Here is a 23,723-nt window from a genome sequence, read left to right on the forward strand (position 1 = left end):
GGATTAAAGTTCCTCTCTTGTCCATGTTATAAACGCATGCCCATGCGGCTCTTGTAGCGCTGAATCAGCACCTGGCAATCTACCCCGGTAATGCCTGGAAGGGGATACAGCTTTTCCTTCAGAAACTGTTCCATTTCCTGATGGTTGGCGAACAAGCCGTGCATATGCAGTTTGCTCGGGCCGGTCATGTGGTACAAGCTTGTCACTGTAGGTTCCTCGGCAAGAATTTCGGCCACCTGCTGCAGATGCTTGGGCTCCACCTCAACGTTAAAAAAAGCCGACACCGAAATGCCGATCTTCTCGGGATTAATGACGGCGGTAAAACGCTCAATGACCCCATGATCCATCAAGGCCTGAATACGGGTCTGCACGGCTACGCGGGAAAGGCCGATTTCCTTAGCAAGGTCTGTATAGGAGATGCGGGCGTTTTGGTGCAGGATGGAGATAATTTTGCGGTCAATCGTGTCGACAGGTGCGTGAGCCTGCTCATCCATATTTTTCATGATGTGATCCTTTCCTGTTCAAATTCCAAACGAAATATAATAATCTATTTTCATTTCTTTATGTATGAATATAAGCTTAAAATGATTACCAATCAATGGTTGTAATCTGATTTTTGTTTCGTTTTGATAAAAAAACCGTTCGTTTTAGTAACAAAACAGGAAACCCTTCGCCAGAAAGGATTTCCTGTTTTTTGACGCATATTCGACAAAATTAGCATTAGGTGTGACGGCCTATTTCCGCTCGAAAGGCAGCCATGCCAGCACCTCTTGTATTTTGGCATCCCAATAGCCCCACTCGTGCTCCCCCGGTCCCTCTTCATAAGTAAGCTGGATGCCGGTGTTCAGACAAGCGTCCCGGAAGTTCAAATTTTCCTGATACAAAAAATCCTCCGTTCCGCAGCACTGGTAGAGCAGCGGCTTTGCGCCTTCACTCCGGTCGAGGCGTGCAAGCAGCTCCAGCAGGTCATTGTCTGTGCCTTGGATGGGGGCGGCACCGAAGATTCGGTCCCATTCGGCGGCTTCCATGACGCTCAGCTGCGGCGAGGTCCTCATTTTGCTTAAATCCAGTGCGCCTGACAGGCTGGCTGCGGCCGCAAACTTGTCCGGATGCCGCAGCGCAAGCTTGAACGCCCCGTAGCCGCCCATGGACAGGCCTGCAACAAAGTTGTCCTCCCGCTTGTCAGATAGTGGAAAGAAAGAGCGGGCGAGCCGTGGCAGCTCTTCGCTGATGAAGGTCCAGTAAGCGCCTCCATCAGCCATATCCGTGTAGAAGCTGCGATGGACCTGAGGCATGACGACCGCGATCCCGAGCGATGCGACATACCTTTCGATGGAGGTGCGGCGCAGCCAGATGGAATCATCATCCGATAAGCCATGCAGTAAATAAAGGGTAGGATGCGGCCCGTGTCCTTTCGTATTTTGCAGTCCGATCTGGGAGCGGGTTTGCTGCGGCAGAATGACCGTCATGGACGTGCTCAGCCCGAGTGTTTCCGAATAGAACCGGCATTCAATCAGCGCCATAAGTGTAGTTCCTCCTTTTGAAAAAGTAATTATTCCAGCAAATGATAAGCGCTTGCATGAACTATTTTATCGGAAATGATGAGTGGTGTCCTGACGGAATTAAAGGTTTTGACATTTCTTGAATTTCGTAAATATGAAAATTAAAATTCGCAATAAATCAACGAAAAATGAAATATAGCTTTGCTTAGTGATTCTGGTGTTGATGAAAATAGAATCTTAAGTCCTGGTGTTGATGTTTTTTTATGCAGCATACCGCGAATGGGAGAATCGAATCATTTTCTGGAAAAAAGGGTTTTCATTGTTTGGAAATCTGATAAATTGTTTTAAAAAGGATGGGAGCTTCATTTCTTCGCAAGCCAACTCAAAGGAGGATGTAAAAGGAATGGGAAAATATTTTCGCAAAGTAGTGACAGGAGCTTTGGGAACGGGATTGGTGCTGAGCGCATTCAGCAGCGCATCCGCAGCGACTGAAAATCTGAGCACGCATTGGGCCGGGGATCAGATCAAGCGCTGGGTAGCGATCGGCACTCTGGGCGGATATAGTGACGGTACACTGAAGCCGGACGGAAGCATTACGCGCGCCGAATTCATTTCACTTGTCAACCGTACCTTTGGCTCCTTCACTTCGTCCGCGCCGACGGTTGCGGATACCACCTATGGTTCAACCGGTTCCGGCTTCAGCGACCTGTCCTCCGGCAGTTGGGCTTATAACGATATCATGACAGCGGTACAGGCCGGTTATATCAACGGTTATGCGGATGACAGGATTCGCCCGAATCAACAGGTAACACGTCAGGAGGCAGCAGCGATTATCGCTAAGGTCATTGGGCTGACACCGGGTTCAGCAAGCACGCTCACAGGCTTCTCCGATGCTGACGAGATCGCTTCCTGGAGCAGAGGTAGTGTAGCGGCTGTGATCGGGCAGGGTTATATGAACGGGTATCCTGATGGCAGCTTTAAGCCTGAGAAAGAGCTTACCCGCGCTGAGGCCGTCGTTATTCTGGATGCGGCATCCGGATATACGCTGGACGATACGGACAATATCATAGCTCCTGATGAAAATACAGGAAGCGTTATTGATGATACTTACGGCGAAGATGATAATATGGTCCTCCCTCCGGTAGATACGGATGCCGAGCCTGAGCCCGCAGAAGATACGGACACTTCTACCGATACGGAAGATACGGCGGCCGCTGACAGCGGGGATGCTGTAGATACACAGGTATCAGCGCCGGATGTAGATGCTGTGGAGAGCGGGGAAAGCAGCATCACCGGTACGGCTGATCCGGGTGTGACCATCCGTGTATATTCTGAGGATGACACGCTTCTTGGCAGTGACACAGCGGATGAGTACGGACTGTTTGAGGTTTCCGTTTCGGAAGTGACGGGGGATGCCGTATTGAGGGTCATTGCTGAGGATGCCGACGGCAATGAGAGCACAGAGGTTGAAATTACGGTGGTCAGCGAGGATGGTAATGATTCCACGTCCACGGAGGATGAGGACAGCATTGATCAGTAAAGTTAACAACTGAAGCAAGGGTGTACCGCCCTGGTTGAGAGGGTAAAGCGAAAGCCGAGGGCTCTAATAGCTCCGGCTTTCTTGCCGTTTAATCCGAGTCTGTTTTGCCAACACCATCCTCGATCAGGGGGGAGCGGGATGGCTGCTGTCTATCTGTATTGGGTGTACGTCCTCTGAACTCGCTGCCAATGGCGATAACTCGTTTTTGCGCACTGTATGTGTCACGTGAAATTCGGATTCGCTCGACGGGCTTTCCATTAATGAGCTTCGTACGGAATGTATCGACAACATACCCGGGCTTACCCTCTTGGATCAATTGCTGACCGCTGCCGGGAAGACCGCTGTTCACATAGCTTACCGACGGGCTCAGCGTCTCAACCGTCCGTGATTCGATCCGATAGGAGACATTGGAGGGGAAGGTGCCGAAAAATTTGACGGTCAGCACTCCGTTACGAACTCCCGTACGAAGCAGCAGATGCTTGCCGGTGTTGTTTCTGAAACGGAAATTAATGTAGCCGGAGGCGAAGGTGGCATCCTGTCCTTTAGGCAGATAACTGACAGGCAGGGAGTGGTTGCGGCGCTCCACAATTTCAAGGCCAGCACGCAGGGCTGCATTGTATACCGTACTGGACACCTGGCAAATGCCGCCGCCGATGCCGGGCTGTAGACGACCGTTGACGATAACGGGTGCCTTTCGGAATCCGTATTGGCTCTCCGCCTTAGCGATGACCTTTCCGTAATCGAATACGCCCTCTGGCTCAAGAATCATGCCATCAACGGCCCTTGCTGCCGACGCCACGTTAAACACTCGTCCTGCTGAGCTGCCGCGGAGCTTGGTCGAGAACAGAGTAATACGCCGCTCAATGCCCTCCTTTTTCAGCTTCTCTAGCGTTATGTCAGGCTCTTCAACGGCCAGCGGCAGTACAAGCTCAACGCCGCCGTCATCTGTTTGATCGAGAATGGAAAAATCGGCTGGCAAAGACTCGTCCAATCTGGTGCGCAATGACTTCCATTGAATTCGGTAGACCGGTATTTCGGGGATGTATTTAACGGTATCGTCGGCTTCAATCCGGCGAACTGCATTTGCCGGTTCACCGTAACGTGCCTTCTCCCATTCGGTGTTGAGCCTCTTTTCCAGCACCTCCGGCCTGCGTTCGGCTTCAATATTCCAAGAGCGGGGGAAAGAGGCACGGACGCGGACCCGCTGCAGCAAGCTTCCTTTTTGTAATCCTTCCAGTGCCCCCATAAAATGATCGGCATTGTAGACAATGCCTGCTTCGCCAAGCGACATCTGCACATCCGGGGCACGGGTCTCCTGATCGATAAGCACGAGTGGAATGGCTTCCATCGCTTGCAGGTCCGAACGGACACGGTCGGCCGCTTCATCCAGCTTCATGCCGCCGATGCCGTGTCCTCCTACCGTCACTCCTTCGGGTACGATATTCCGGTTGGCGTATAAGTGAAGTCCGCCATAAATCACGGAACCTGCCAATATGACAGACAGGACAACAATCATGATGAAATGTACTTTTTTCATAGACAGGTCTCCCATCCTGCAAATCTCCGGGCTTGCCCGGAAGTACTTACTCTATGTATATGTGAGCCTTCGTTAAAAATCACATGTTACGAAATATGCAAAAAAACGGCAAAATTCCGTCTACTCAACAGGTAACAAATTTGTTACAATAAGCCTTAGTCTGATGAATTTCAGCTTTTCCCAAAGGTTTTTAAGGGAAGCTGTCGAAATAGTAATAGTTAGGTGTCTTATTGCCCTATACCGGTAGCGTCTCTTCATAAGTACAGTCAACAGCGCAAATATACAGCGGGAAGTGATGAAGTGATTGAAATGCAGGACGTGTGGAAGACCTATTCCAATGGAACCCACGCGCTTCAAGGAGTGTCGGTCAAAATTGACCGCAATGAATTCGTGTATCTCGTCGGTCCGTCGGGTGCGGGCAAGTCGACGTTTATGAAGCTTATTTATAGAGAAGAAGTGCCCACCAAGGGACAGATTTCTGTAAACGGATTTAACATCGGCAAGCTTAAGCAGCGCAAAATTCCTTACGTGCGCCGGAACATTGGCGTTGTATTCCAGGATTTCCGTCTGCTGCCGAGGCTGACTGCATACGAGAACGTTGCCTTTGCGATGGAGGTTATTGAAGCCCCCAATCGGCTGATCCGCACACGGGTTCCGGAAGTGTTGGAGCTGGTCGGACTGAAGAACAAGGCGAATCGTGACCCGTCTCAGCTCTCCGGCGGTGAGCAACAGCGCGTGGCCATCGCGCGCGCGATCGTGAACAACCCCTCCGTCATTATTGCGGATGAGCCCACCGGCAACCTGGACCCGGAGAACTCATGGGAGATCATGCAGCTTCTGGATGAAATCAATTTTCGTGGTACGACTATTATTATGGCGACTCACAACAAGGATATCGTGAATTCCATGCGCAGGCGTGTTATCGCGATTGAACACGGCCACATTGTGCGGGACCAGATGAGAGGGGAATACGGGTATGACTTTTAATACCTTCTTGCGGCATATGCGGGAAGGGTTCAAGAACGTATTCCGCAACGGCTGGATGTCTATGGCATCCATTACGTCCATTATTGTGTCGCTTCTTATTTTGGGCGTGTTCATTTTGCTTGTGTTGAACGTCAATTCCCTCGTGGACGAGGCGGACAATCAGGTCCGTGTTAATGTGTTTCTGGAGCTGAATGTAGAAGATTCCCTGCGAGAAACGCTGCAGTCGGAAATCGGCGGCATGCCTGAAGTAAGCAAAACGGAGTTCGTCCCTAAAGACCAGGGATTGGAAGAGCTCAGAGCCGACATGGGTGAAGGCGGCGAAGGATTGCTGGAGGGCTTTGACAAGGACAATAACCCGCTGCCGGATAAGATTGTCATCGAGGTTTTTGAACCGACAACGGCTCCTTTTGTTGCCAAGAAGATCGAAGCGCTTAACGAGAAGCATCAGGAGAAGCCGATTCTTAAAGTCAAATACGGTGAAGGCACGGTGGAAACGCTGTTCAAGATCACACGTCTCATCCGCAATGTCGGATTTGTATTCGTGGCCGGACTTGCTCTCATGTCGGTGTTCCTAATATCCAATACCATTCGTGTAACGATTTTGGCGCGGCGGCGCGAGATCAGTATTATGAAGCTTGTAGGGGCAACCAACTTCTTTATTCGCTGGCCATTTTTTATAGAAGGAGCGCTGCTTGGGGCCATCGGTTCGCTGATCACGATAGCTGTTCTGTTTATAGGATACGGTCGTCTGGAAGCAAGTATGGGCCAGGATTTGACGCTGGCTATGTTCAGGCTGCTCCCGCTCAGCGGTCTGTGGTTTCAGCTTGGCAGTTTGCTGCTGGTTCTTGGTATCCTTGTAGGGATTTTGGGCAGTATGCTGTCTATTCGTAAATTTTTGAAGGTATAACCGTCTGCCGCTGGCGGAATGCACATGCTGCCGCAGGTACTCATGTCGATTTTTTAACGGGTTCCACCCGGCATCATTATGAACAAAGGATGGGGAGTACAAGTTGAAGAAAACAGTCTCTGTTATGGCCGTAGTCCTCACGGCTGCGCTGGTCATCCAGCCTTACGGTGTACAAGCCAAGAGCATGTCGGACATTAACAGCCAGTTGAACCAACTGGACAACCAGTCCCAATCGGCCAAACAGCAGAAGGAAGATGCCGCCGCCCAGAAGCAGAAAGCCCAGCATTACAAGAATAAGACCATGCAGAATTTGAAGCTTGTCATGGAGCAGCTCAACGATGTGAGTGAGCAGCTTACCCGGGTCGCTGTGGATATAGAAAATACGGAAGATAATTTGCGCAAGACAAAAAAGGAGATCCAGGAGGCCACCGATCGGATCGCGGCCCGTGAGAAAACGCTGGAAAGCCGCGTGCGTCTGATGTATACGGATGGTACGGTGTCCTATCTGGATGTGCTTTTGTCATCAACGAGCTTTAACGACTTTATTACCCGTGTCGATTCGATCAAGACGATTGTGGACCAGGACCAGTTTCTGCTGGACGAGCATAAGAAGGACAAGGCGCTTGTTGTCAGCAAGAAGAAGGAGCTTGACGCCCAGTATGCGTATGCCAAGAGCCTGTATGCGGTGAAGCAGAATGTGAGGAAGCAGCTAGACGCCAAGGAAGAGGAAAAGCAGCGCCTGATTGCGAGCTATAACGAGCAGATTATTGAAGCGGATGAAATTTCGGAGGAATCGGATCAAATGCTTGTCCAGTTGGCGGGCAAGCGCTCTGAGTTGATTCAGCAGAAGAATAAACTGCAGGCTGAACAAGCCGCTCGTGCTGCCAGAGCCAGGGCCGCCGCAGCCGCTGCAGCCGCCAAGCGTTCGTCGGGCAGCTTCGCGGCTGCTAGCTCCTATACGGGAGGAAGCGGAGCATTGGCTTTGCCGGTTAGCAGCTATCGTCTTTCGTCAGGCTTTGGTCCCCGCACCCATCCCATCAGCGGTGTGGTCGGTAAAATGCATACTGGCATAGATATGGCAGCTCCTCAAGGGACGGATATCCATGCGGCTGAGAGCGGAGTGGTGATCGTTGCGGAATGGTGGAGCGGATACGGCAATACGGTCGTTATCGACCACGGCAACGGCTTATGGACGCTGTACGGCCATATCCGCAGTGGAGGTATTAAAGTTCGGACAGGCCAGACGGTGACACGAGGCCAGAAGATCGCAGAGGTTGGCTCAACGGGCAACTCCACCGGTCCGCATTTGCATTTCGAGGTCCGCGAGAACAATAGTCCTGTTAATCCTATGAATTATTTGTAAGGTTAAGTGACCCTATGTATAACCGATATTCGTTAAATCGGTTATACATAGGGTTTGTTTTTAACGATTTGAAATATCAGGCCAATCAGTGGATAATGGGGAAAGCGGACTGTTTGTTCCGCCTTCGGTACAAACAGAGTTTTAGGGTTATTTCGCAGGCGATAAGACATAATATAAGAATGGTTTTCATGGAAAAACATACAAAGGCGGGTGAACGGTTCGTGTTGAAAAAAGGCACGGCAGTAATGCTAATGGTGATCGGACTGCTTGGGGGCAGCCTGTTGACCTTTGCTTATACAGGATATTCCGGGGGATCGGGCAGCGTAGCAAGTGAGGGTCTTTTGGCAAGTTTGACAGGTAGCGCAGCCCAGAAGGATGATTTGAAGAAAATTGAAACCGCAATGGAATTGATCGAAGGGCAGTATTATAAGGACATCGACCGGAGCAAGCTGGTGGATGGTGCCATTAATGGTATGATGGAAGCGCTCGATGATCCCTATTCCTCTTATATGGGCAAAGAAACAGCCGCCCAATTCGAGGAGTCTATTGAAGGGTCTTTTACAGGAATTGGGGCTGAGGTTGCCTCGGAGAATGGAAAGGTCGTGATCGTGACCCCGATCAAAGGAGCACCTGCGGAGAAGGCGGGTCTACGCGCGCAGGATATTATTTTATCCGTGAACGGAGAATCACTGGAAGGGCTTGAACTGAATGATGCCGTCTCCAAAATCCGCGGACCGAAAGGCAGTGAGGCGAAGATTAAGGTCCAGCGTGCCGGCTCAACAGATCCGTTGGAGTACTCGATTATCCGTGATGATATTGATATGGAAACCGTGACTGCCCATATGGAGAACGATGGAGTGGGTGTTATCACGATTACCCAATTTTCTCTGAATACGGCCGACCGATTCAAGGAAGAGCTGGCGAAGCTGGAAAAGCAGAACCTGAAGGGCCTCGTCATTGATGTGCGCAACAACCCGGGTGGTGTGCTTTCTGTTGTCATCGACATTGCGCAGCAATTTGTGGAAAAGGGTAAAACGATTGTGCAGGTGGAGGACAAGAATCAGAAGCGGGAGAAGGAAGTTTCCAAGGGCTCCAACAAACCTTATCCTGTGACGGTTCTGATGAATAAAGGCAGCGCAAGCGCCTCTGAAATTTTGGCGGGTGCTCTGCAGCAGTCGGCGGGGGCTACCCTGATCGGTGAAAATTCGTTCGGCAAGGGCACTGTTCAGACGAGCTATGATAAGCAAATGGGCGACGGAAGTCTGCTCAAAATCACGATAGCCAAGTGGCTGACGCCTAACGGAACCTGGATTCACGAGAAAGGCATTAAGCCGGATATTGCGATACCGCAGCCTGAGTATTTTACCGTAGCGCCCCTCAGTAAAGAGAAGTCACTTAAATACAATGCGAATAATACGGATGTGAAAAATGCACAGATCATGCTGAAGGGTCTCGGTTATGATACAGGCCGTGAAGATGGTTATTTCGATAAAACAACAGAAGAAGCCGTCAAGAGCTTCCAGAAAAAGGCGGGGCTGACCGTTAACGGAGTCATTGATACGGAAACGGCCAGCAAGCTTGAGGCTGCTCTTATCGAAAATATCCGTGATCCACAGAACGATACACAGCTTAAGCGTGGAATTGAACAGATCCGGAAGGAAATGGCCGCAAGCGTGTCGAATTCAAAGTAAGGCTGAAGGGGGCTGGCAACAGCCTCCTTTCTTTGTAGGGTGAGATGGATATGTCGTTTACAGACATCATGATAGACAACTGTTGCCTGTCTGAGGACAGGGCACCAGCGGGAGGAGTGAATGGCTTTTGGATTGGGCTGCACAATGGGGATGGAATGTACTGAATGCATGCTTGCAGTTGCTGACGCAGCCGTTTTATTATATTTCGATCATCGTGGTTGCACTGGGCTACCGGCGGCAGATGTTGCTGGAACGGAAGCTGTTTCATACGAGGCTGCACGGCTGGTGGCCTCAGACATGGCGCACGGTCTTGACCGGTCTGGTTGCAGGTCTGTTAATCTCGGCAGTGGGATTGTTCGTGGGTGCTCATCTTACAGCAGGAACTGTGATCAGCCTATGGGCATGCACAGGTCTGCTGATGCTGCTGCGTGTACGTTATCTGTGCTTTGCTTATGCTGCAGGTTTGCTGGGCGTCGTCCAGTTTGTCCTCAGCTTGGCGGACAGTTGGCAGCCTGAGGGGTGGGTCGGGGACGCAGTGGCTGTAGTTCGTGGTTTGGACATGCCTGCCCTGCTGCTTTTGGTGGCTGTTCTGCATATGGCGGAAGCGCTGCTGCTTCTGTGGAAGCGCGGCATGGCTGCAACACCGATGTACTTTGAGGGCAAAAGAGGCAGAATGGTTGGCGGCTATCGGATGGAGGATTATTGGCCGGTGCCGCTGCTTCTGCTCATTCCGGTGCAAAATGGGTTTTCGCTGCCTTGGCCTACACTGTTCGGTGATCAAGCGGGGTACATGCTTGCTGCGCTGCCGGTGATCATCGGCTTCAGTGGTTTGACGACCGGGCGTTTGCCCGGTCACAAGGCTGCTCAATCAGCAAGGCGATTGTTTCTGTACAGCTTGGTGCTGCTGGTACTCAGTCTGCTGGCGGCGTGGTGGAATCCTCTGATCATTGCTGCGGCGCTCTTTTCTTTCCTAGCCCATGAGGTGCTTGTCTGGTTTGACAGCTATGAGGAAAATCAGATCAGCCCTCTGTATGTACATCCGGAAGAAGGTCTGCGCGTGCTTGCTGTGCTTCCGGGCAGTCCGGCGGACGAGCTTGGCATAACTGCCGGAGAAGCTGTTTATAAGGTCAACGGCATGTTGATCCGGTCCAGGGAGGAGCTGCATCAGGCTCTCCGCGTGAACGCGGCGTTCTGCAAGCTGGAAATCCGCAACCACCAGGGCGAGAGCAAATTTATGCAGCGGGGGCTGTATGAGGGGGAGCATCATCAATTGGGAATGGTGCTCGCTCCAGACACGGATGTCGACTGGTCGGTGCCGACTCGGCAAGCTTCAATCTATCAAGTGATCACAATGCGCACCGGTGCCCGCCGCAGGAAGGCAGCAGAGCCGGTGCCAAGATTGCAGGGGAGAGTGCAGAAGCCGTTGGATATGTGAGTACTTAACTTCAAAAGAAACCTCCGCATTCATCGGTCACCCGATAGGATACGGAGGTTTCTTTTGTTTACTGCTGCAGTTGCCTCAGCACGGTGATTTCTACACGGCGGTTCTTTTGACGTCCGGCTTCGGTGGAATTATCTCCGGCAGGGCGTGTATCCGCATATCCCGCATATTGGAAATGGGTTGGGTCCAGATGCTCACGGTCGATGAAAAAGCGCAGTACCGATAGTGCGCGCGCGCCGGATAGATCCCAGTTATCACGATAGACGGAGCCGTTCCCGACGGGCACGTTGTCTGTATGACCCTCAATACTTATGGGTGTGTTCAGATCGCGGAAAAGGCTTGCGAGCTTAGCGAGCGTCGGAGCGGAGCCGGATTTAAGCGCTGCCCGTCCCGGATCAAACAGGAAGCGGTCGCTCAGTGTAATGGAAATCCCGCGCGGTTCATCCGCAACGAAAATCTGGTTCTGCAGATTGTTGTCCGAGACATATCTCTGAATGACTCCCATCAGCTCCTGCAGCTCCTGTTCCTGCTGCCTGAAAGCCAGTTCGCGCTGGCTGAGCACGTCCGCGCCCTCGCTCCCTGTATTTGTTCTCTCATCTTCTGGGTTGGAGGGGGGATTTCTCGTTGTATTCACGTCTGCGGTACCAGTTAGGCCCGAGCCCATCTCCAGTATGGAGTCCCCGGAACGAAAGCTATTCTGGAGCGCTTGCGTGACATCATCATATTTGGTAGTATCCAGCCTGCTCATGGCAAACATCATGACGAAAAAGATAAGCAGCAGGGTGATCAAATCAGCGTATGTGATCAGCCAACGGTCTCTGTTTCCAGGCTCCTGTCCGCGGCGCCGGCGGCTAACGCGTGCTCTCATTCAGGGCCTCCTTGGTGTCGGCAGGCGGGCGCATCCGGCTGTCAGGACGGTGATGAAACTCCAGCTTTCTGCGCACAAGCTGTGGATTCTCCCCATTTTGCACGGCGATGATCCCTTGCATCAGCATCTCCAGCGTGCCAAGCTCATCCTCGCCGCGAGCTCTGATCTTGGATGCGATGGGCAGAAAGATCAGGTTGGCGCTGGCTACACCGTATAGAGTAGCCGTAAAAGCCAGTGCAATGGAGGGTCCAAGTTCGGCCGGCTCTGTCAGATTGCCAAGCACATGAATCAGCCCCATCACCGTGCCGAGGATACCCATGGTTGGCGCATATCCGCCGGCTGAATCGAATATTTTGGCATACCCTTCATACCTCTGCTCCACAGCGTCGAGCTCCACTTCCAGAATCTCCTTGACCTGTTCCTGATCGGTACCGTCCACGACAAGCTGAAGGCCCTCGCGAAGGAACTCGTTGGGGTGCTCCATTGACAAACGCTCAAGCGCAAGCACACCCGCACGCCGGGCGGTCGCTGACATGGCTACAATATCTTCCAGCAGTTGCCCTTTGTCCAGAGATTCTTTTCCAAAAGCAATACGCAGCGCCGCAGGCAGGGTGCGCAGCTTGGAGGCAGGGTAGCTTACCACGACGGCTGCGGCAGTTCCGCCAAATACGATCAGGGCGGCTGTCCATTGCAGCAAACCGGAGAATTGTCCTCCCTCCAGCATGAAGCCCCCGATCAGAGCGGCCAGACCTGCAGCGATTCCAAGAAGTATGGTGATATCCAACTGTGCTTCACTCCCATTCAGACTTAACGTTTGCATCCCAAATACGAAAGATGTATAATATGACGGGAACAAACATTCTTATTCAACATATATTTTCCGTATCATTTCTCGGGAAATATCGACATAAACGCAGGCAACCTCGAATTTTAAGGTGTTCATATGTTATTAACAACAAGCTATAGTTTTTAAACGGCAAAAATCGTGTATTAATGAATACTATAGAAGTTTTAATCGAAATTTGTTTTCCAGTGTATCCATTTTAGACGATAAGGGTGATGCAGGGCAATGAGCGATATTGTCGTCAGTAACAAGACTTTTGAAATCCAGTCGGAGTTTTCCCCACAAGGCGACCAGCCCAAGGCGATCTTTGAATTGGTCGAAGGGATTCAGCATGGGAAGAAGCATCAGACTCTTCTCGGTGCTACAGGAACGGGGAAAACATTTACCATCGCGCAGACCATTGCCAAGCTGCAAAGGCCGACACTGGTGATTGCGCACAACAAGACACTTGCTGCCCAGTTGGCAAGCGAGTTTAAGGATTTTTTTCCGAACAATTCTGTTGATTATTTCGTGAGCTACTATGACTATTACCAGCCTGAAGCATACATCCCGTCTTCTGATACCTATATCGAGAAGGATTCGAGTATTAACGAAGAAATCGACAAGCTGCGGCATTCAGCCACCAGCTCGCTGTTTGAACGGCGTGATGTCATTATTGTGGCGAGTGTATCCTGTATTTACGGTCTCGGTTCACCAGAGGAATATAGCAGCTTGCTGCTATCTCTGCGTGTAGGGATGGAGAAGCCCCGCAATCAAATTTTGTCGCGGCTGGTAGATATCCAGTATCAGCGGAACGACATAAATTTTGTGCGGGGCACTTTCCGTGTACGTGGAGACGTCGTCGAGATTTTCCCGGCATCCGAAGGAGAGCATGCGATCCGGGTCGAGCTGTTCGGAGACGAGATTGAACGTATTACGGAGATTGATGTGCTCACAGGGGAACTGTTGGGCGAGCGCGATCATGTGGCCATTTTCCCAGCCTCCCACTTTGTTACGCGTGAAGATAAAATGCGGGTCGCGCTGGTGAATATTGAGCGGGAGCTGGAGGAGCGGCTCACTGGCTTGAGAGCGGAAGGCAAGCTGCTTGAGGCGCAACGCTTGGAGCAACGTACGCGTTATGACATTGAAATGATGAAAGAGGTCGGCTTCTGTTCAGGCATCGAGAACTATTCGGGTCCTCTGACGTTCCGTGAGCCAGGCGATACTCCTTACACGCTGATGGATTATTTTCCGGATGACATGCTGATTGTTATCGACGAATCCCATGTGACGCTGCCTCAGATCCGAGCTATGTATAATGGAGACAGAGCGCGGAAGACGGTACTCGTGGAGCATGGCTTCCGTCTGCCGTCCGCGCTGGATAACCGTCCTTTGAAGTTTGAGGAATTTGAAGACAAGGTGAAGCAGATAATCTATGTATCCGCAACGCCGGGTCCATACGAGATGGAAAAATGCGATACGATGGTTGAACAGATTATCCGGCCTACCGGTCTGCTGGATCCGGTGATCGAAGTCCGTCCGACCAAGGGGCAGATTGACGATCTGATCAGCGAAATCCGAATACGAACCGAGAAGGATGAAAGGGTGCTCGTAACCACCCTAACCAAGAAGATGGCGGAGGATCTGACCGATTATCTGAAGGAGGTTGGCATCAAGGTCCGCTACATGCATTCCGAGATCAAGACGCTTGAGCGGATGTCTATTTTACGTGACCTGAGACTGGGCTCCTTTGATGTACTGATCGGAATCAACCTGCTGCGGGAGGGTCTGGATCTGCCGGAGGTTTCATTGGTGGCTATTCTGGATGCTGACAAGGAAGGATTCTTGAGATCTGAGCGTTCTCTGATCCAGACCATCGGTCGGGCGGCCCGCAACAGCGAAGGGCGTGTCATTATGTACGGGGACAAGGTGACCGAATCCATGGACAGAGCCATCAAGGAAACGGCCAGACGTCGGGAAACTCAGATCAAATATAATGAAGAGCACGGTATTACGCCGCAGACGATCCGTAAGAAGGTAAGGGATGTTATAGAAGCGACGAAGGTTGCCGAGGCCCGCAATGATTATCTTCCGGGGACTGGAGGCAAGATGTCGAAGAAGGAGCGTCAGTCGCTTATCCAGCGTCTAGAGGCGGAGATGAAGGAAGCCGCCAAGAATTTGCAGTTCGAACGGGCGGCGGAGCTGCGTGACGCCTTGCTGGAGCTGCAGGCGGAATAGGGATAGGATGTCAGCAAGGTGCGATACAGAGAATGCGGAACATGCAGGACATGTGTTCTTTTTTGGCGGAATGTGATTCATCTCCCATCCTCTATAGGTGGAGATGAATCACACCTTATAGATAAAGCAGTGGCCACTCCGGACTGTCGGTCCGGCTCAACGGCCGGAATGTATTGTATAAAAGGGAGATGAAACTTTTGGCGAGTGAAAGCATCATCATCAAAGGTGCGAGGGCACATAATCTGAAGAATATCGATGTTACCATTCCACGTGACAAGTTTGTCGTGCTGACCGGACTGAGCGGTTCGGGCAAATCATCGCTCGCCTTCGATACAATTTATGCGGAGGGGCAGCGGCGTTACGTTGAGTCCTTGTCGGCATATGCCCGCCAGTTTTTGGGGCAGATGGAGAAGCCGGACGTGGATTCCATCGATGGATTGTCACCTGCCATCTCTATTGATCAGAAGACGACAAGCCGCAATCCGCGTTCGACCGTGGGAACCGTAACGGAAATTTACGATTATTTGCGTTTGCTGTTTGCGCGGATCGGCCGGCCGCATTGCCCGGAGCACGGCATCGAAATCACCTCCCAGACGGTCGAGCAGATGGTGGACAGGATTATGCAGTACCCTGAGAAAACACGCCTACAGATTCTGGCACCGGTCATCTCCGGCCGCAAAGGTGAGCATAAAAGTCTGTTCTCCGACATTGCCAAGCAGGGCTTTGTACGTGTGCGAGTGGACGGTGAGCTGAGGGATCTTTCGGAGCAAATCGAGCTGGAGAAGAACAAAAAACACACGATTGAGGTGGTAGTCGACCGAATCGTTGTGAAGGAGGATGTACGCACCCGCCTCGCAGATTCGATCGAAACGGCCTTGAAGCTGTCGGGTGGGCAATTACTAGTCGACATTATTGGACAGGAGGAGCTGCGGTTTAGCTCAAATTTCGCCTGCCCGATCTGTGGTTTCAGCATCGAGGAGCTTGCGCCTCGTATGTTCTCGTTCAATAGTCCGTTTGGTGCCTGTCCAGACTGTGACGGGTTAGGTGTCAAGATGATCGTCGATCCTGAGCTGCTCGTTCCCGATTCCAGTAAGAGTATAGAGGGAGGAGCGTTTGAGGCCTGGAGCGGGGGAACCTCCACTTATTATCCCCAGTTCCTGAAATCGGTGTGTGAGCATTTCGATATTCCACAGAACGTACCAGTCAGTGAACTGACTCAGGCGCAGATGAGCATTCTTCTATATGGGACAGGGAATGAGAAGGTCCGTTTCCGTTATGAGAATGATTTTGGTCAGCGTAAGGAAGCATACGTTACGTTTGAGGGGATTATTCCTAATCTGGAGCGTCGTTACCGCGAAACGGCCTCTGAGGGCATCCGCGAATTCATTGAGGGTTTTATGGGATCGAAGCCATGCGGCACCTGCAAAGGCAATCGGCTCAAGAAGGAAACTCTTGCGGTGACCATTCAAGATCAGAACATGGCTTATGTCACGAACCTTTCCATCGGGGAAGCCCGCAATTTCTTTGATAGTCTTGAGCTTAGTGAGAAAGAGCGGTCTATTGCCAGCCTGATTCTGAAGGAAATTAACAGTCGCCTAGGATTTCTTGTTAATGTAGGGCTTGACTATCTTACGATGAGCCGTGCCGCCGGCACGCTGTCCGGGGGAGAAGCTCAGCGTATCCGGCTAGCTACCCAGATCGGGTCCAGCCTGATGGGTGTGCTGTACATTTTGGACGAGCCCAGCATCGGATTGCACCAGCGTGATAATGACCGGCTGATCCAGACGCTTGAGCATATGCGCAACCTGGGTAATACCCTGATTGTTGTTGAACATGACGAGGATACGATGTTCGCTGCCGACTATATTATTGATATCGGTCCAGGGGCAGGTATCCATGGTGGACAGGTTATCGCACAGGGCACTCCGCAGGAGATTATGAACGACCCGAACTCGCTGACAGGGCAATATCTTAGCGGCCGCAAGTTCATACCGGTGAATTCGGAACGGCGTAAGCCGTCAGACAAATGGCTGGAAATACGTGGAGCCAAGGAGAACAACCTGAAGAACATCAATGTTAAAATCCCGCTCGGGGTATTCACGGCCGTAACGGGTGTATCCGGCTCCGGCAAATCTACGCTTGTTAACGAGATTTTATACAAAACGCTGGCCCGTGATCTGAACAGAGCGCGTGTGCGTCCCGGACAGTATAAGGAAATTCGTGGACTGGAGCAGCTTGACAAGGTGATTGATATCGACCAGTCTCCGATCGGTCGGACTCCACGCTCGAATCCGGCAACCTACACCGGGGTGTTTGATGATATTCGTGATTTGTTTTCACAGACCAATGAAGCTAAAGTGCGCGGATACAAAAAAGGCCGGTTCAGCTTCAATATCAAAGGTGGCCGTTGCGAAGCATGCAGAGGGGACGGCATTCTCAAGATCGAGATGCACTTCCTGCCGGATGTCTATGTCCCATGCGAAGTGTGCAAGGGCAAACGCTACAACCGCGAAACGCTTGAAGTGAAGTACAAAAATAAAAGCATTGCTGATATCCTGGAGATGACCGTAGAGGATGCGACCAAATTTTTTGAGAATATCCCCAAGATCCATCGTAAAATGCAAACGCTGCTGGATGTTGGACTCGGCTACGTTACTTTGGGGCAACCGGCGACTACGCTCTCTGGCGGGGAGGCACAGCGTGTGAAGCTTGCGTCTGAGCTCTATAGACGCAGTACCGGCAGGACGATGTATATTCTGGATGAGCCGACAACGGGTCTTCACGTGGATGATATAGACCGTCTTCTTAAGGTTCTGCATCGCCTGGTGGATTCGGGAGAATCCGTTCTGGTTATCGAGCATAATCTGGATGTTATCAAGACAGCAGACTACTTGATCGACCTTGGCCCCGAAGGCGGCAGTGGAGGCGGTACGATATTGGCCACAGGCACACCGGAGGAATTGGCGCAGGTTGAAGCATCTTATACCGGCAAATACCTTAAGCCTGTGCTAGAGCGGGATACAGAGAGAAGCAAAGCGCTGCAGGCGGCTGAGTTGAGCTGATTGCAGTTGTAAGAAGATATCATACCCCTGTTACACTTGAATCGGAGATGCCTCCGTTTGGGCTGTACAGGGGTTTTCTTAAGATTATAAAATGTATAAGTTTTCTGTGAAGCTGAACAATTCGATAATCGCAAGAAAAGCTTCTGCTAAACGTGGTCTGTTTTCTTAGGAAGTGAGGATGTCCCCAAGGGCTCTTGACCGGGGGCACTCTTTTCGTGTGTGTTTCGTGCGTGGGTGAGACGGCTACGAGAACGAAGCATTCCTACAATCGCTGTTGACCCTTCGGGCCAAAGGCGACCGCTCCGCTTTTCCGGAATTGCTTCGTTCTCTCCGATGCCACGTGCATACCCCAACTTAACAAGAACAACTGGAAATCGCAATCTTCTGGCTTAACAAAAATTGAAAAGGGGGATGCCTAAGCCATTTTCATGACTTTTGGGAAAGCCCCTTTTCTTAATTGGAATATGTTTTGAAAATTGGATACCGGGTAAATAATTGCATGTCTGTGCGTTTTTCGAATACATATATGTGTATTCGTACAACGTATATGCCTTCGAAAGGCGACGATAGGCCTAAATTTTGAGGTGAAGCAGCTACTACGCAGCAGGAGAGAGGCGATTGAGCATGGAATATATAGAGAGGAGATAAGATCGGACATAGGGACTTCGGCAAGCACGGAAGCAAGCGTACAACGGTCACTTGGACGTATACATGGAAAGGATGGTATCGAAGTTGAACTTTTTAGGAGAAGCTGGCCAAGGGAAGAAGTGGATGAAGCTTTTGTCCGGAGTGACTTTGTCAGCGTTGGTGATCGGGGCCTCGGTTAATTTGTCAGGCATGGCGGCCGCAGAAGCAGGAACGCCCCTGGAAGCTGAAATTGCCACAAGCGCCGAAATGGGTTCATTCGACGACCAGGGTTATGAGCAAAATTATATCCAGCCCGTATCGAATGGAGGCTTTGCCGTCCTTCAAATGGAGAATGAGGAAGAGTCTAGTGTTTTGAAGGTGACATACAGCAAGCTTGACGGTGAGCTTGAAGCAGTATGGACGAACTCTATAACATTGAACAAGCAGTCCAGCTCCAGATCCGGCAGAGGCATTCAACGCGAAACCGCTGACGGAGGACAATTGTGGCTGGTCGATTATATACGTGCGCAATCGGGCAGAGAGCTGCTAGCGATTCGTACAGATCACCAGGGAGAGACAATGTGGTCTGCTCCGTTGCAGGCAGAGGAGTTGTTTGGCGGCAAAATGGATAGCCGGATCGGTCTTGAACCTGTGCAGGACGGTGGTTTTTTAGTCTCTTCACTGGACGAGTCAGTGGATGAGCTTACGGTCGCCAAGTACAATCAAGACGGAAAATATCTCTGGTCCAAAGTAACGCCAAATACGGAATCCGGTTGGATCATTGGGAACGGCAGCGGTTATTGCATGGTATTGAACCAGGCGCAAGGGCAGGGAGAGGGTGGACCTGTGGTCGTTCTGGCTGATGTATATGGTGAGGAGCAGGGGAGGAACCACCTGAAGCTTGGCAGCGGGATAAAGATTTCTGGGGTTCAGAAGCTGACTGATGGCGGGATCGCTGTAGCCATTATGATCGAACAGGGAAAGAAGCCTGTAAAACGCACCCTCGTGTTAAACCGTCGCTTTCAGCCAGTGAGTGTATCTCCGGAATATGGTGTTGGCAGCACGTATATCCCTGACGATCAAACGATCGTTCGTATAGAGGATCAATATGATAGCCTCAAAACCGGAAGCGCTATTACCATTCATGGGATTGTCATTACAGGACTGGATGCGCAAGGAGAGACTAAATGGCAGGCTTCTACTCATTATCGTGAAGATCCGTACTTCAAGGTTGTCTATGACGGAAATCTGGTATACAAAATCCCTGGAGGCTATGCGCTGATTAGCAGAACCACCGGAAGCGGCCTACCTGTGCTGGATTTCATAAAAATTTTACTTCCAAGCATAGAAAAGAGCTCATAGAATAAGTCTGGTAGTATAGATTCTAAGCTACCATGTGCTGGTGATCGCAGTTTTAGGGTTGTCCGCAGTCACTGAAAGAGGAAGGTGGCTGCGGGCTTTATTTTATCCTGTAATGAGGAGGCGAATCTTACAAAAATAGGACTTTTTAGATTTGTTTTCACGTTAACTTCATGTTAATTTCGTACTATCTATAAATCTATTTTGGCCTTCGCAGCTTGTGCTTTTATAGAAATTTATGGGGATTTTTGAAGAAAAATAGATTAGTATAAACAGAGGTACATACAGGTAGGCTGCTTCAATGGTAAGAATTCAGAATGAACAGTATGAGAGGAAAAAGGTGAAGAATGAGAACAAAGGGAAATGCTTGGTTCGTCACGAGTCTGGGAGTGGCTGTTTTCCTGAGCAGTGGCGGTACGGAGGCTGCGGCCGCAGGAGACAAGGCGTTAAAGGCGCAAAAAATCAAGGGTTCTATCTATGTCGATGTGAATGATCTCAATAAGGCGCTGGGGACAAACGGTACTTATAACGGATCTAGCGGTACTTATACGCTGTCTACAGGTACGGTTCCTCAGGTTATAGAGAAGGTATCGTCTTCAGTGGTTGGCATCATCGGCCGTCCCTTCTCTTCAGATACCTCGGCAGGCGGTGATCGCTACAACCTGGCCCACGGGACAGGAGTGATTATTAAGAATAACGGGTGGATTGTCACCAACGCGCACGTCATTGACGGGCTCGATGAGGTGCTGGTCGTCACATCGGACGGCAAAACCTATGGCATCACAGAACGCTTCAGCGATCCGGTCAGCGATTTGGCTGTGATTAAGATTAATGCCAACCATCTTAAACCGGCGGTATTTGCGGATTCACCCGCTCAGCTTCAGGTGGGAGAGCAGGTGGTCGCGATCGGCACGCCGATTTCCTTTTCGCTGCGCAACTCTGCGACAACGGGAGTCGTTAGCGGGCTGAATCGGGGGGTTAACGCATCCTATAAGCTGATTCAGACGGATACGGCAATTAACCCGGGCAACAGTGGTGGACCGCTGGTGAACCTGAAAGGACAGGTCGTCGGGATTAATACGATGAAATTCTCGGCAGTAGGCATCGAAAATATGGGCTTCTCGATCCCGGCGGACACAGTCAAATATGTCATCAACCAATTTTTTAAATACGGCGAGGTGCGGCGGGCAAGCCTTGGTCTGGATCTGGAGGAAAGCTGGTCCGCTATCGTGGGCCTTCCTACGGACGATCCGCTTACCGTGACAGCGGTTGCTTCAGCGGAAGCGAAGCAGGCGAAGATTGCCGAAGGGGATGAGCTTTACAGCATCAACGGGAAACGGATGACGTCGATCATTGATATTAATGAGCTGATGAAGAGCTTTCAGCCTGGCCAGACGGTTACACTTCTCATGCAATCGGATGGGGATATCGTTGAACGCAAAATGAAGCTGAGCAGGGATGATGGCAGCATGCTGGAGGCGGCGGAGGCTAGAGCTTCCGAAGCTGTTGAATGAGGCGTGCTATTCTGTTGGGGAAATGCATAAAAAATAAGCACTTTATAGGGGTACAAGTATGATACCATTCCAAAAGAAAATTGTTCGCAGGTTTGCAGTCGGTCTGGCGGCCCTGAGCTTGCTGTTACCGGTCCTGCCCGTCGCGGCGGACGGTGAATTATCTGAACTCCGCCTGCAGACCGGCAGTACAACGGCCGTCGTAAACGGTCAGAATATTGTAATTGCGAAGCCTTATACTAAGAACGGTACGATGATGGTGCCTGTCGGTGTATTCAAGAAAGCCTTTAACAGCCAAATTCGTCTTGAACAAAGCGATGTGATCAAGGTAATGAGTGGTCCCCATACGGTCATTCTGACGATGGGCAGCCGGACGGCCTGGGTGAATGGGCAGAAGGTGAAGCTGCCTTCGGCACCGGAGATGAGCGGAGGCACACTCATGGTGCCTCTGCGGTTTGTGGTGGAGGGCCTAGGCGGAAGTCTAAAAACAGGCGGCGGGGGTTTTATCGTTCGCATGGAGGCTGGCGCAGGCGGAGCTGCGGCAGAGCCCGAGGTACCGACGATCGATAACGATGAAGGAAAGACCAGGGTCGGGAACAGCTATTACAATTGGTCGATGAGTTATCCGACAGGGCTTATGATTGGGCAAGGTGGTGAGGATGAGAGCATCTCCACCTTCATGAGCGAGGACAGTACCTATTACATGGAGGTGCATGTTGCTCCACAGCCAGTCCCTTATGATGCGGATGATCTGCTTCAGCAGCTCGTGCAGACGGCGAAGGAAACCGGCGAAACAGTTATTGACCGCAAAGCCTATCCGGATGCGGAAGTGCCTTACGCACGCATTATAACCAAGGATGGGGATGGGGCACTCTGGGAGAATAGACAGTATTACGACCATGAGCAGGTGTATGTTGTATATTTAACCGATTCAACGGCAGTCAACTATAAGGATCTAGCAAAATATTCGGGACTCCTGAATTCGTTCAAAACCTCATTTGATACGGCTGACAAAACGATGAAGGACCTTTCCACCATCGAAGGCGGCATACGGGATGTCTACAACAGCGATTACGGCATCGCGCTGAAAATTCCGGCCGGCTGGACCGGAGACAACAGTAGCTTGCTGTATGAAGGCAGGGATGGTTCCAAGCTCCAGATGACAGTAACCTCAGCCCCGCAGGGCTCTGTACTGACAGACTGGAGTGCACAATTGCAGTCTTGGTTAAAGGATTCATTTACAGCCTCCGCTTATGAAGGGCAGAAAACGTATCCGCTGGAAGTGGCAGGTACCAACGCTATTGTACATGAATACCGCTACAACTTCGGGAACGGTTGGGTGAAGGAATACGATGTCATGCTGCAGGAGAATGGTTACCGCTACCTGACGGAATATTCGTTCCCGGACGATGACGGCAAGGGGCAGGATCAGTTTGAGCTGCTGATTCACAGCCTGGATATCGATTTCAGTGTGGTTTCCTCCAATTTCGGCCAGCTCGAAGAGGATGAATATTTGGCGGATAAAACCAAATCTGACCGTAAAATATCGAAGGCTTACGGATATACGGTAGATATACCAACCTACTGGACACCCGTAAGCGAACGCTTTGAGTCTGCGGATATCGAATACCAGTTTCTCGGCGGCAGCTTCTCCATCAAGATTGATGAAGATCAGTCCTATGAAATGATGGTGTCCCAGCTCAAGGATTTTTATGACGGCGAGGCGAAGGATTACACAAGCCTGAAGGTTGAAGAAGTAGAAGATACGACCATTGCAGGAGTACCGGCTGTCTCCTTTACCTTCCATCAAACGGATAACGGTATTGGTTATACGGGGCGTCAAATTTTGCTTGAGCACAACGGTGCCACTTATATCTTGTCTACAACGCTAAATGATGCGAACAATACCGCTTCACAGTCGCTTGCACTTAATTCCGCATTAAATTCATTTACATTTGTTGATTAGTCATTTATCAGGTCATATCCGAGAGGAATAGCTGATAAGCCCGCCGCAAGGCGGGTTTCTTTTGTTGTATACCCAAGCGGTCTGCTGCCAATTTTTTTGCGCAAGGAATGCCTGGAAAGAGTAGAAGGAAGCCGCCCAGTCTGGTAAACTAGATTAGTTGCAGTATCATTGAATTGTTCAAAATGAAAAGGCGGGGGCTGGACCATGCTATAGTCGCAAGAAAAACTGCCTCTAAGCGCGGTTTGGTTCTTAGAAAGTACGTCGAGAGACTTTTTTTCTTATATATGGATATGGATATGGA

General features: G+C 50.9%; 16 protein-coding genes. 11 read left to right on the top strand and 5 right to left on the bottom strand.

The window, feature by feature from the left end:
• Positions 1-26: 26 nt before the first annotated feature.
• Positions 27-503, bottom strand: coding sequence for a chromate efflux transcriptional regulator ChrS (gene chrS / locus OIN60_RS06840; RefSeq protein WP_370872406.1), 477 nt, complete (start codon positions 501-503; stop codon positions 27-29).
• Between the two features lie 231 nt (positions 504-734).
• Complete coding sequence (locus tag OIN60_RS06845) at positions 735-1,523, bottom strand: alpha/beta hydrolase (RefSeq protein WP_305754114.1); 789 nt, start codon at positions 1,521-1,523, stop codon at positions 735-737.
• Between the two features lie 382 nt (positions 1,524-1,905).
• Here OIN60_RS06845 and OIN60_RS06850 point away from each other — a divergent pair, with 382 nt between their 5' ends.
• Positions 1,906-3,042 carry an S-layer homology domain-containing protein gene (locus OIN60_RS06850; RefSeq protein ID WP_305754115.1) on the top strand — a complete coding sequence of 379 codons (1,137 nt, stop codon included), beginning with the start codon at positions 1,906-1,908 and terminating at the stop codon, positions 3,040-3,042.
• Positions 3,043-3,130: 88 nt separating this feature from the next.
• On the opposite strand, the gene OIN60_RS06855 is transcribed toward OIN60_RS06850, so the two are convergent.
• Positions 3,131-4,579, bottom strand: coding sequence for a VanW family protein (locus OIN60_RS06855; protein WP_305754116.1), 1,449 nt, complete (start codon positions 4,577-4,579; stop codon positions 3,131-3,133).
• 300 nt (positions 4,580-4,879) lie between these two features.
• Between OIN60_RS06855 and ftsE the strand changes: the two genes are divergently transcribed.
• The 5 genes from ftsE to OIN60_RS06880 all read left to right on the top strand — a co-directional run bounded on the left by ftsE (position 4,880) and on the right by OIN60_RS06880 (position 10,962).
• Complete coding sequence (ftsE, locus tag OIN60_RS06860) at positions 4,880-5,566, top strand: cell division ATP-binding protein FtsE (protein ID WP_305754117.1); 687 nt, start codon at positions 4,880-4,882, stop codon at positions 5,564-5,566.
• Positions 5,556-6,473: a permease-like cell division protein FtsX gene (gene ftsX / locus OIN60_RS06865; protein ID WP_305754118.1), complete on the top strand. Its 918-nt coding sequence runs from the start codon at positions 5,556-5,558 to the stop codon at positions 6,471-6,473. Before ftsE ends, ftsX begins: the two co-directional genes overlap by 11 nt.
• 103 nt (positions 6,474-6,576) lie before the next feature.
• Positions 6,577-7,836: a murein hydrolase activator EnvC family protein gene (locus OIN60_RS06870; protein ID WP_305754119.1), complete on the top strand. Its 1,260-nt coding sequence runs from the start codon at positions 6,577-6,579 to the stop codon at positions 7,834-7,836.
• Positions 7,837-8,057: 221 nt separating this feature from the next.
• On the top strand, positions 8,058-9,527 hold the full coding sequence (locus OIN60_RS06875; RefSeq protein WP_305754155.1) for a S41 family peptidase: 1,470 nt from the start codon (positions 8,058-8,060) through the stop codon (positions 9,525-9,527).
• 127 nt (positions 9,528-9,654) lie between these two features.
• Entirely contained in the window at positions 9,655-10,962 is a 1,308-nt protein-coding gene (locus OIN60_RS06880; protein ID WP_305754120.1) for a PDZ domain-containing protein, read from the top strand.
• Positions 10,963-11,029: 67 nt separating this feature from the next.
• Here the strand turns inward: OIN60_RS06880 and OIN60_RS06885 are convergent, their stop codons facing one another.
• Both OIN60_RS06885 and OIN60_RS06890 read right to left on the bottom strand, forming a co-directional pair.
• Entirely contained in the window at positions 11,030-11,836 is an 807-nt protein-coding gene (locus OIN60_RS06885; protein ID WP_305754121.1) for a flagellar motor protein MotB, read from the bottom strand.
• A complete protein-coding gene (locus tag OIN60_RS06890; protein WP_305754122.1) occupies positions 11,820-12,620 on the bottom strand; it encodes a flagellar motor protein in 801 nt (266 codons plus the stop codon). Before OIN60_RS06890 ends, OIN60_RS06885 begins: the two co-directional genes overlap by 17 nt.
• Before the next feature lie 285 nt (positions 12,621-12,905).
• Here OIN60_RS06890 and uvrB point away from each other — a divergent pair, with 285 nt between their 5' ends.
• The 5 genes from uvrB (at position 12,906) to OIN60_RS06915 (ending at position 23,422) form a co-directional block, all read left to right on the top strand.
• Positions 12,906-14,897, top strand: coding sequence for an excinuclease ABC subunit UvrB (gene uvrB / locus OIN60_RS06895; protein ID WP_305754123.1), 1,992 nt, complete (start codon positions 12,906-12,908; stop codon positions 14,895-14,897).
• A gap of 197 nt (positions 14,898-15,094) precedes the next feature.
• Complete coding sequence (gene uvrA, locus OIN60_RS06900) at positions 15,095-17,959, top strand: excinuclease ABC subunit UvrA (RefSeq protein ID WP_305754124.1); 2,865 nt, start codon at positions 15,095-15,097, stop codon at positions 17,957-17,959.
• A gap of 732 nt (positions 17,960-18,691) precedes the next feature.
• The gene (locus tag OIN60_RS06905) at positions 18,692-19,948 is read left to right on the top strand and encodes a hypothetical protein (protein WP_305754125.1); all 1,257 of its coding nucleotides are present in this window, start codon (positions 18,692-18,694) and stop codon (positions 19,946-19,948) included.
• A 344-nt stretch (positions 19,949-20,292) separates the two neighbouring features.
• On the top strand, positions 20,293-21,459 hold the full coding sequence (locus tag OIN60_RS06910) for a S1C family serine protease (RefSeq protein WP_305754126.1): 1,167 nt from the start codon (positions 20,293-20,295) through the stop codon (positions 21,457-21,459).
• 58 nt (positions 21,460-21,517) lie between these two features.
• A complete protein-coding gene (locus OIN60_RS06915) occupies positions 21,518-23,422 on the top strand; it encodes a stalk domain-containing protein (RefSeq protein WP_305754127.1) in 1,905 nt (634 codons plus the stop codon).
• Positions 23,423-23,723 lie beyond the last annotated feature (301 nt).

It is taken from the genome of Paenibacillus zeirhizosphaerae, assembly GCF_030705605.1.
In the GTDB taxonomy this organism is placed as follows: domain Bacteria; phylum Bacillota; class Bacilli; order Paenibacillales; family Paenibacillaceae; genus Paenibacillus; species Paenibacillus zeirhizosphaerae.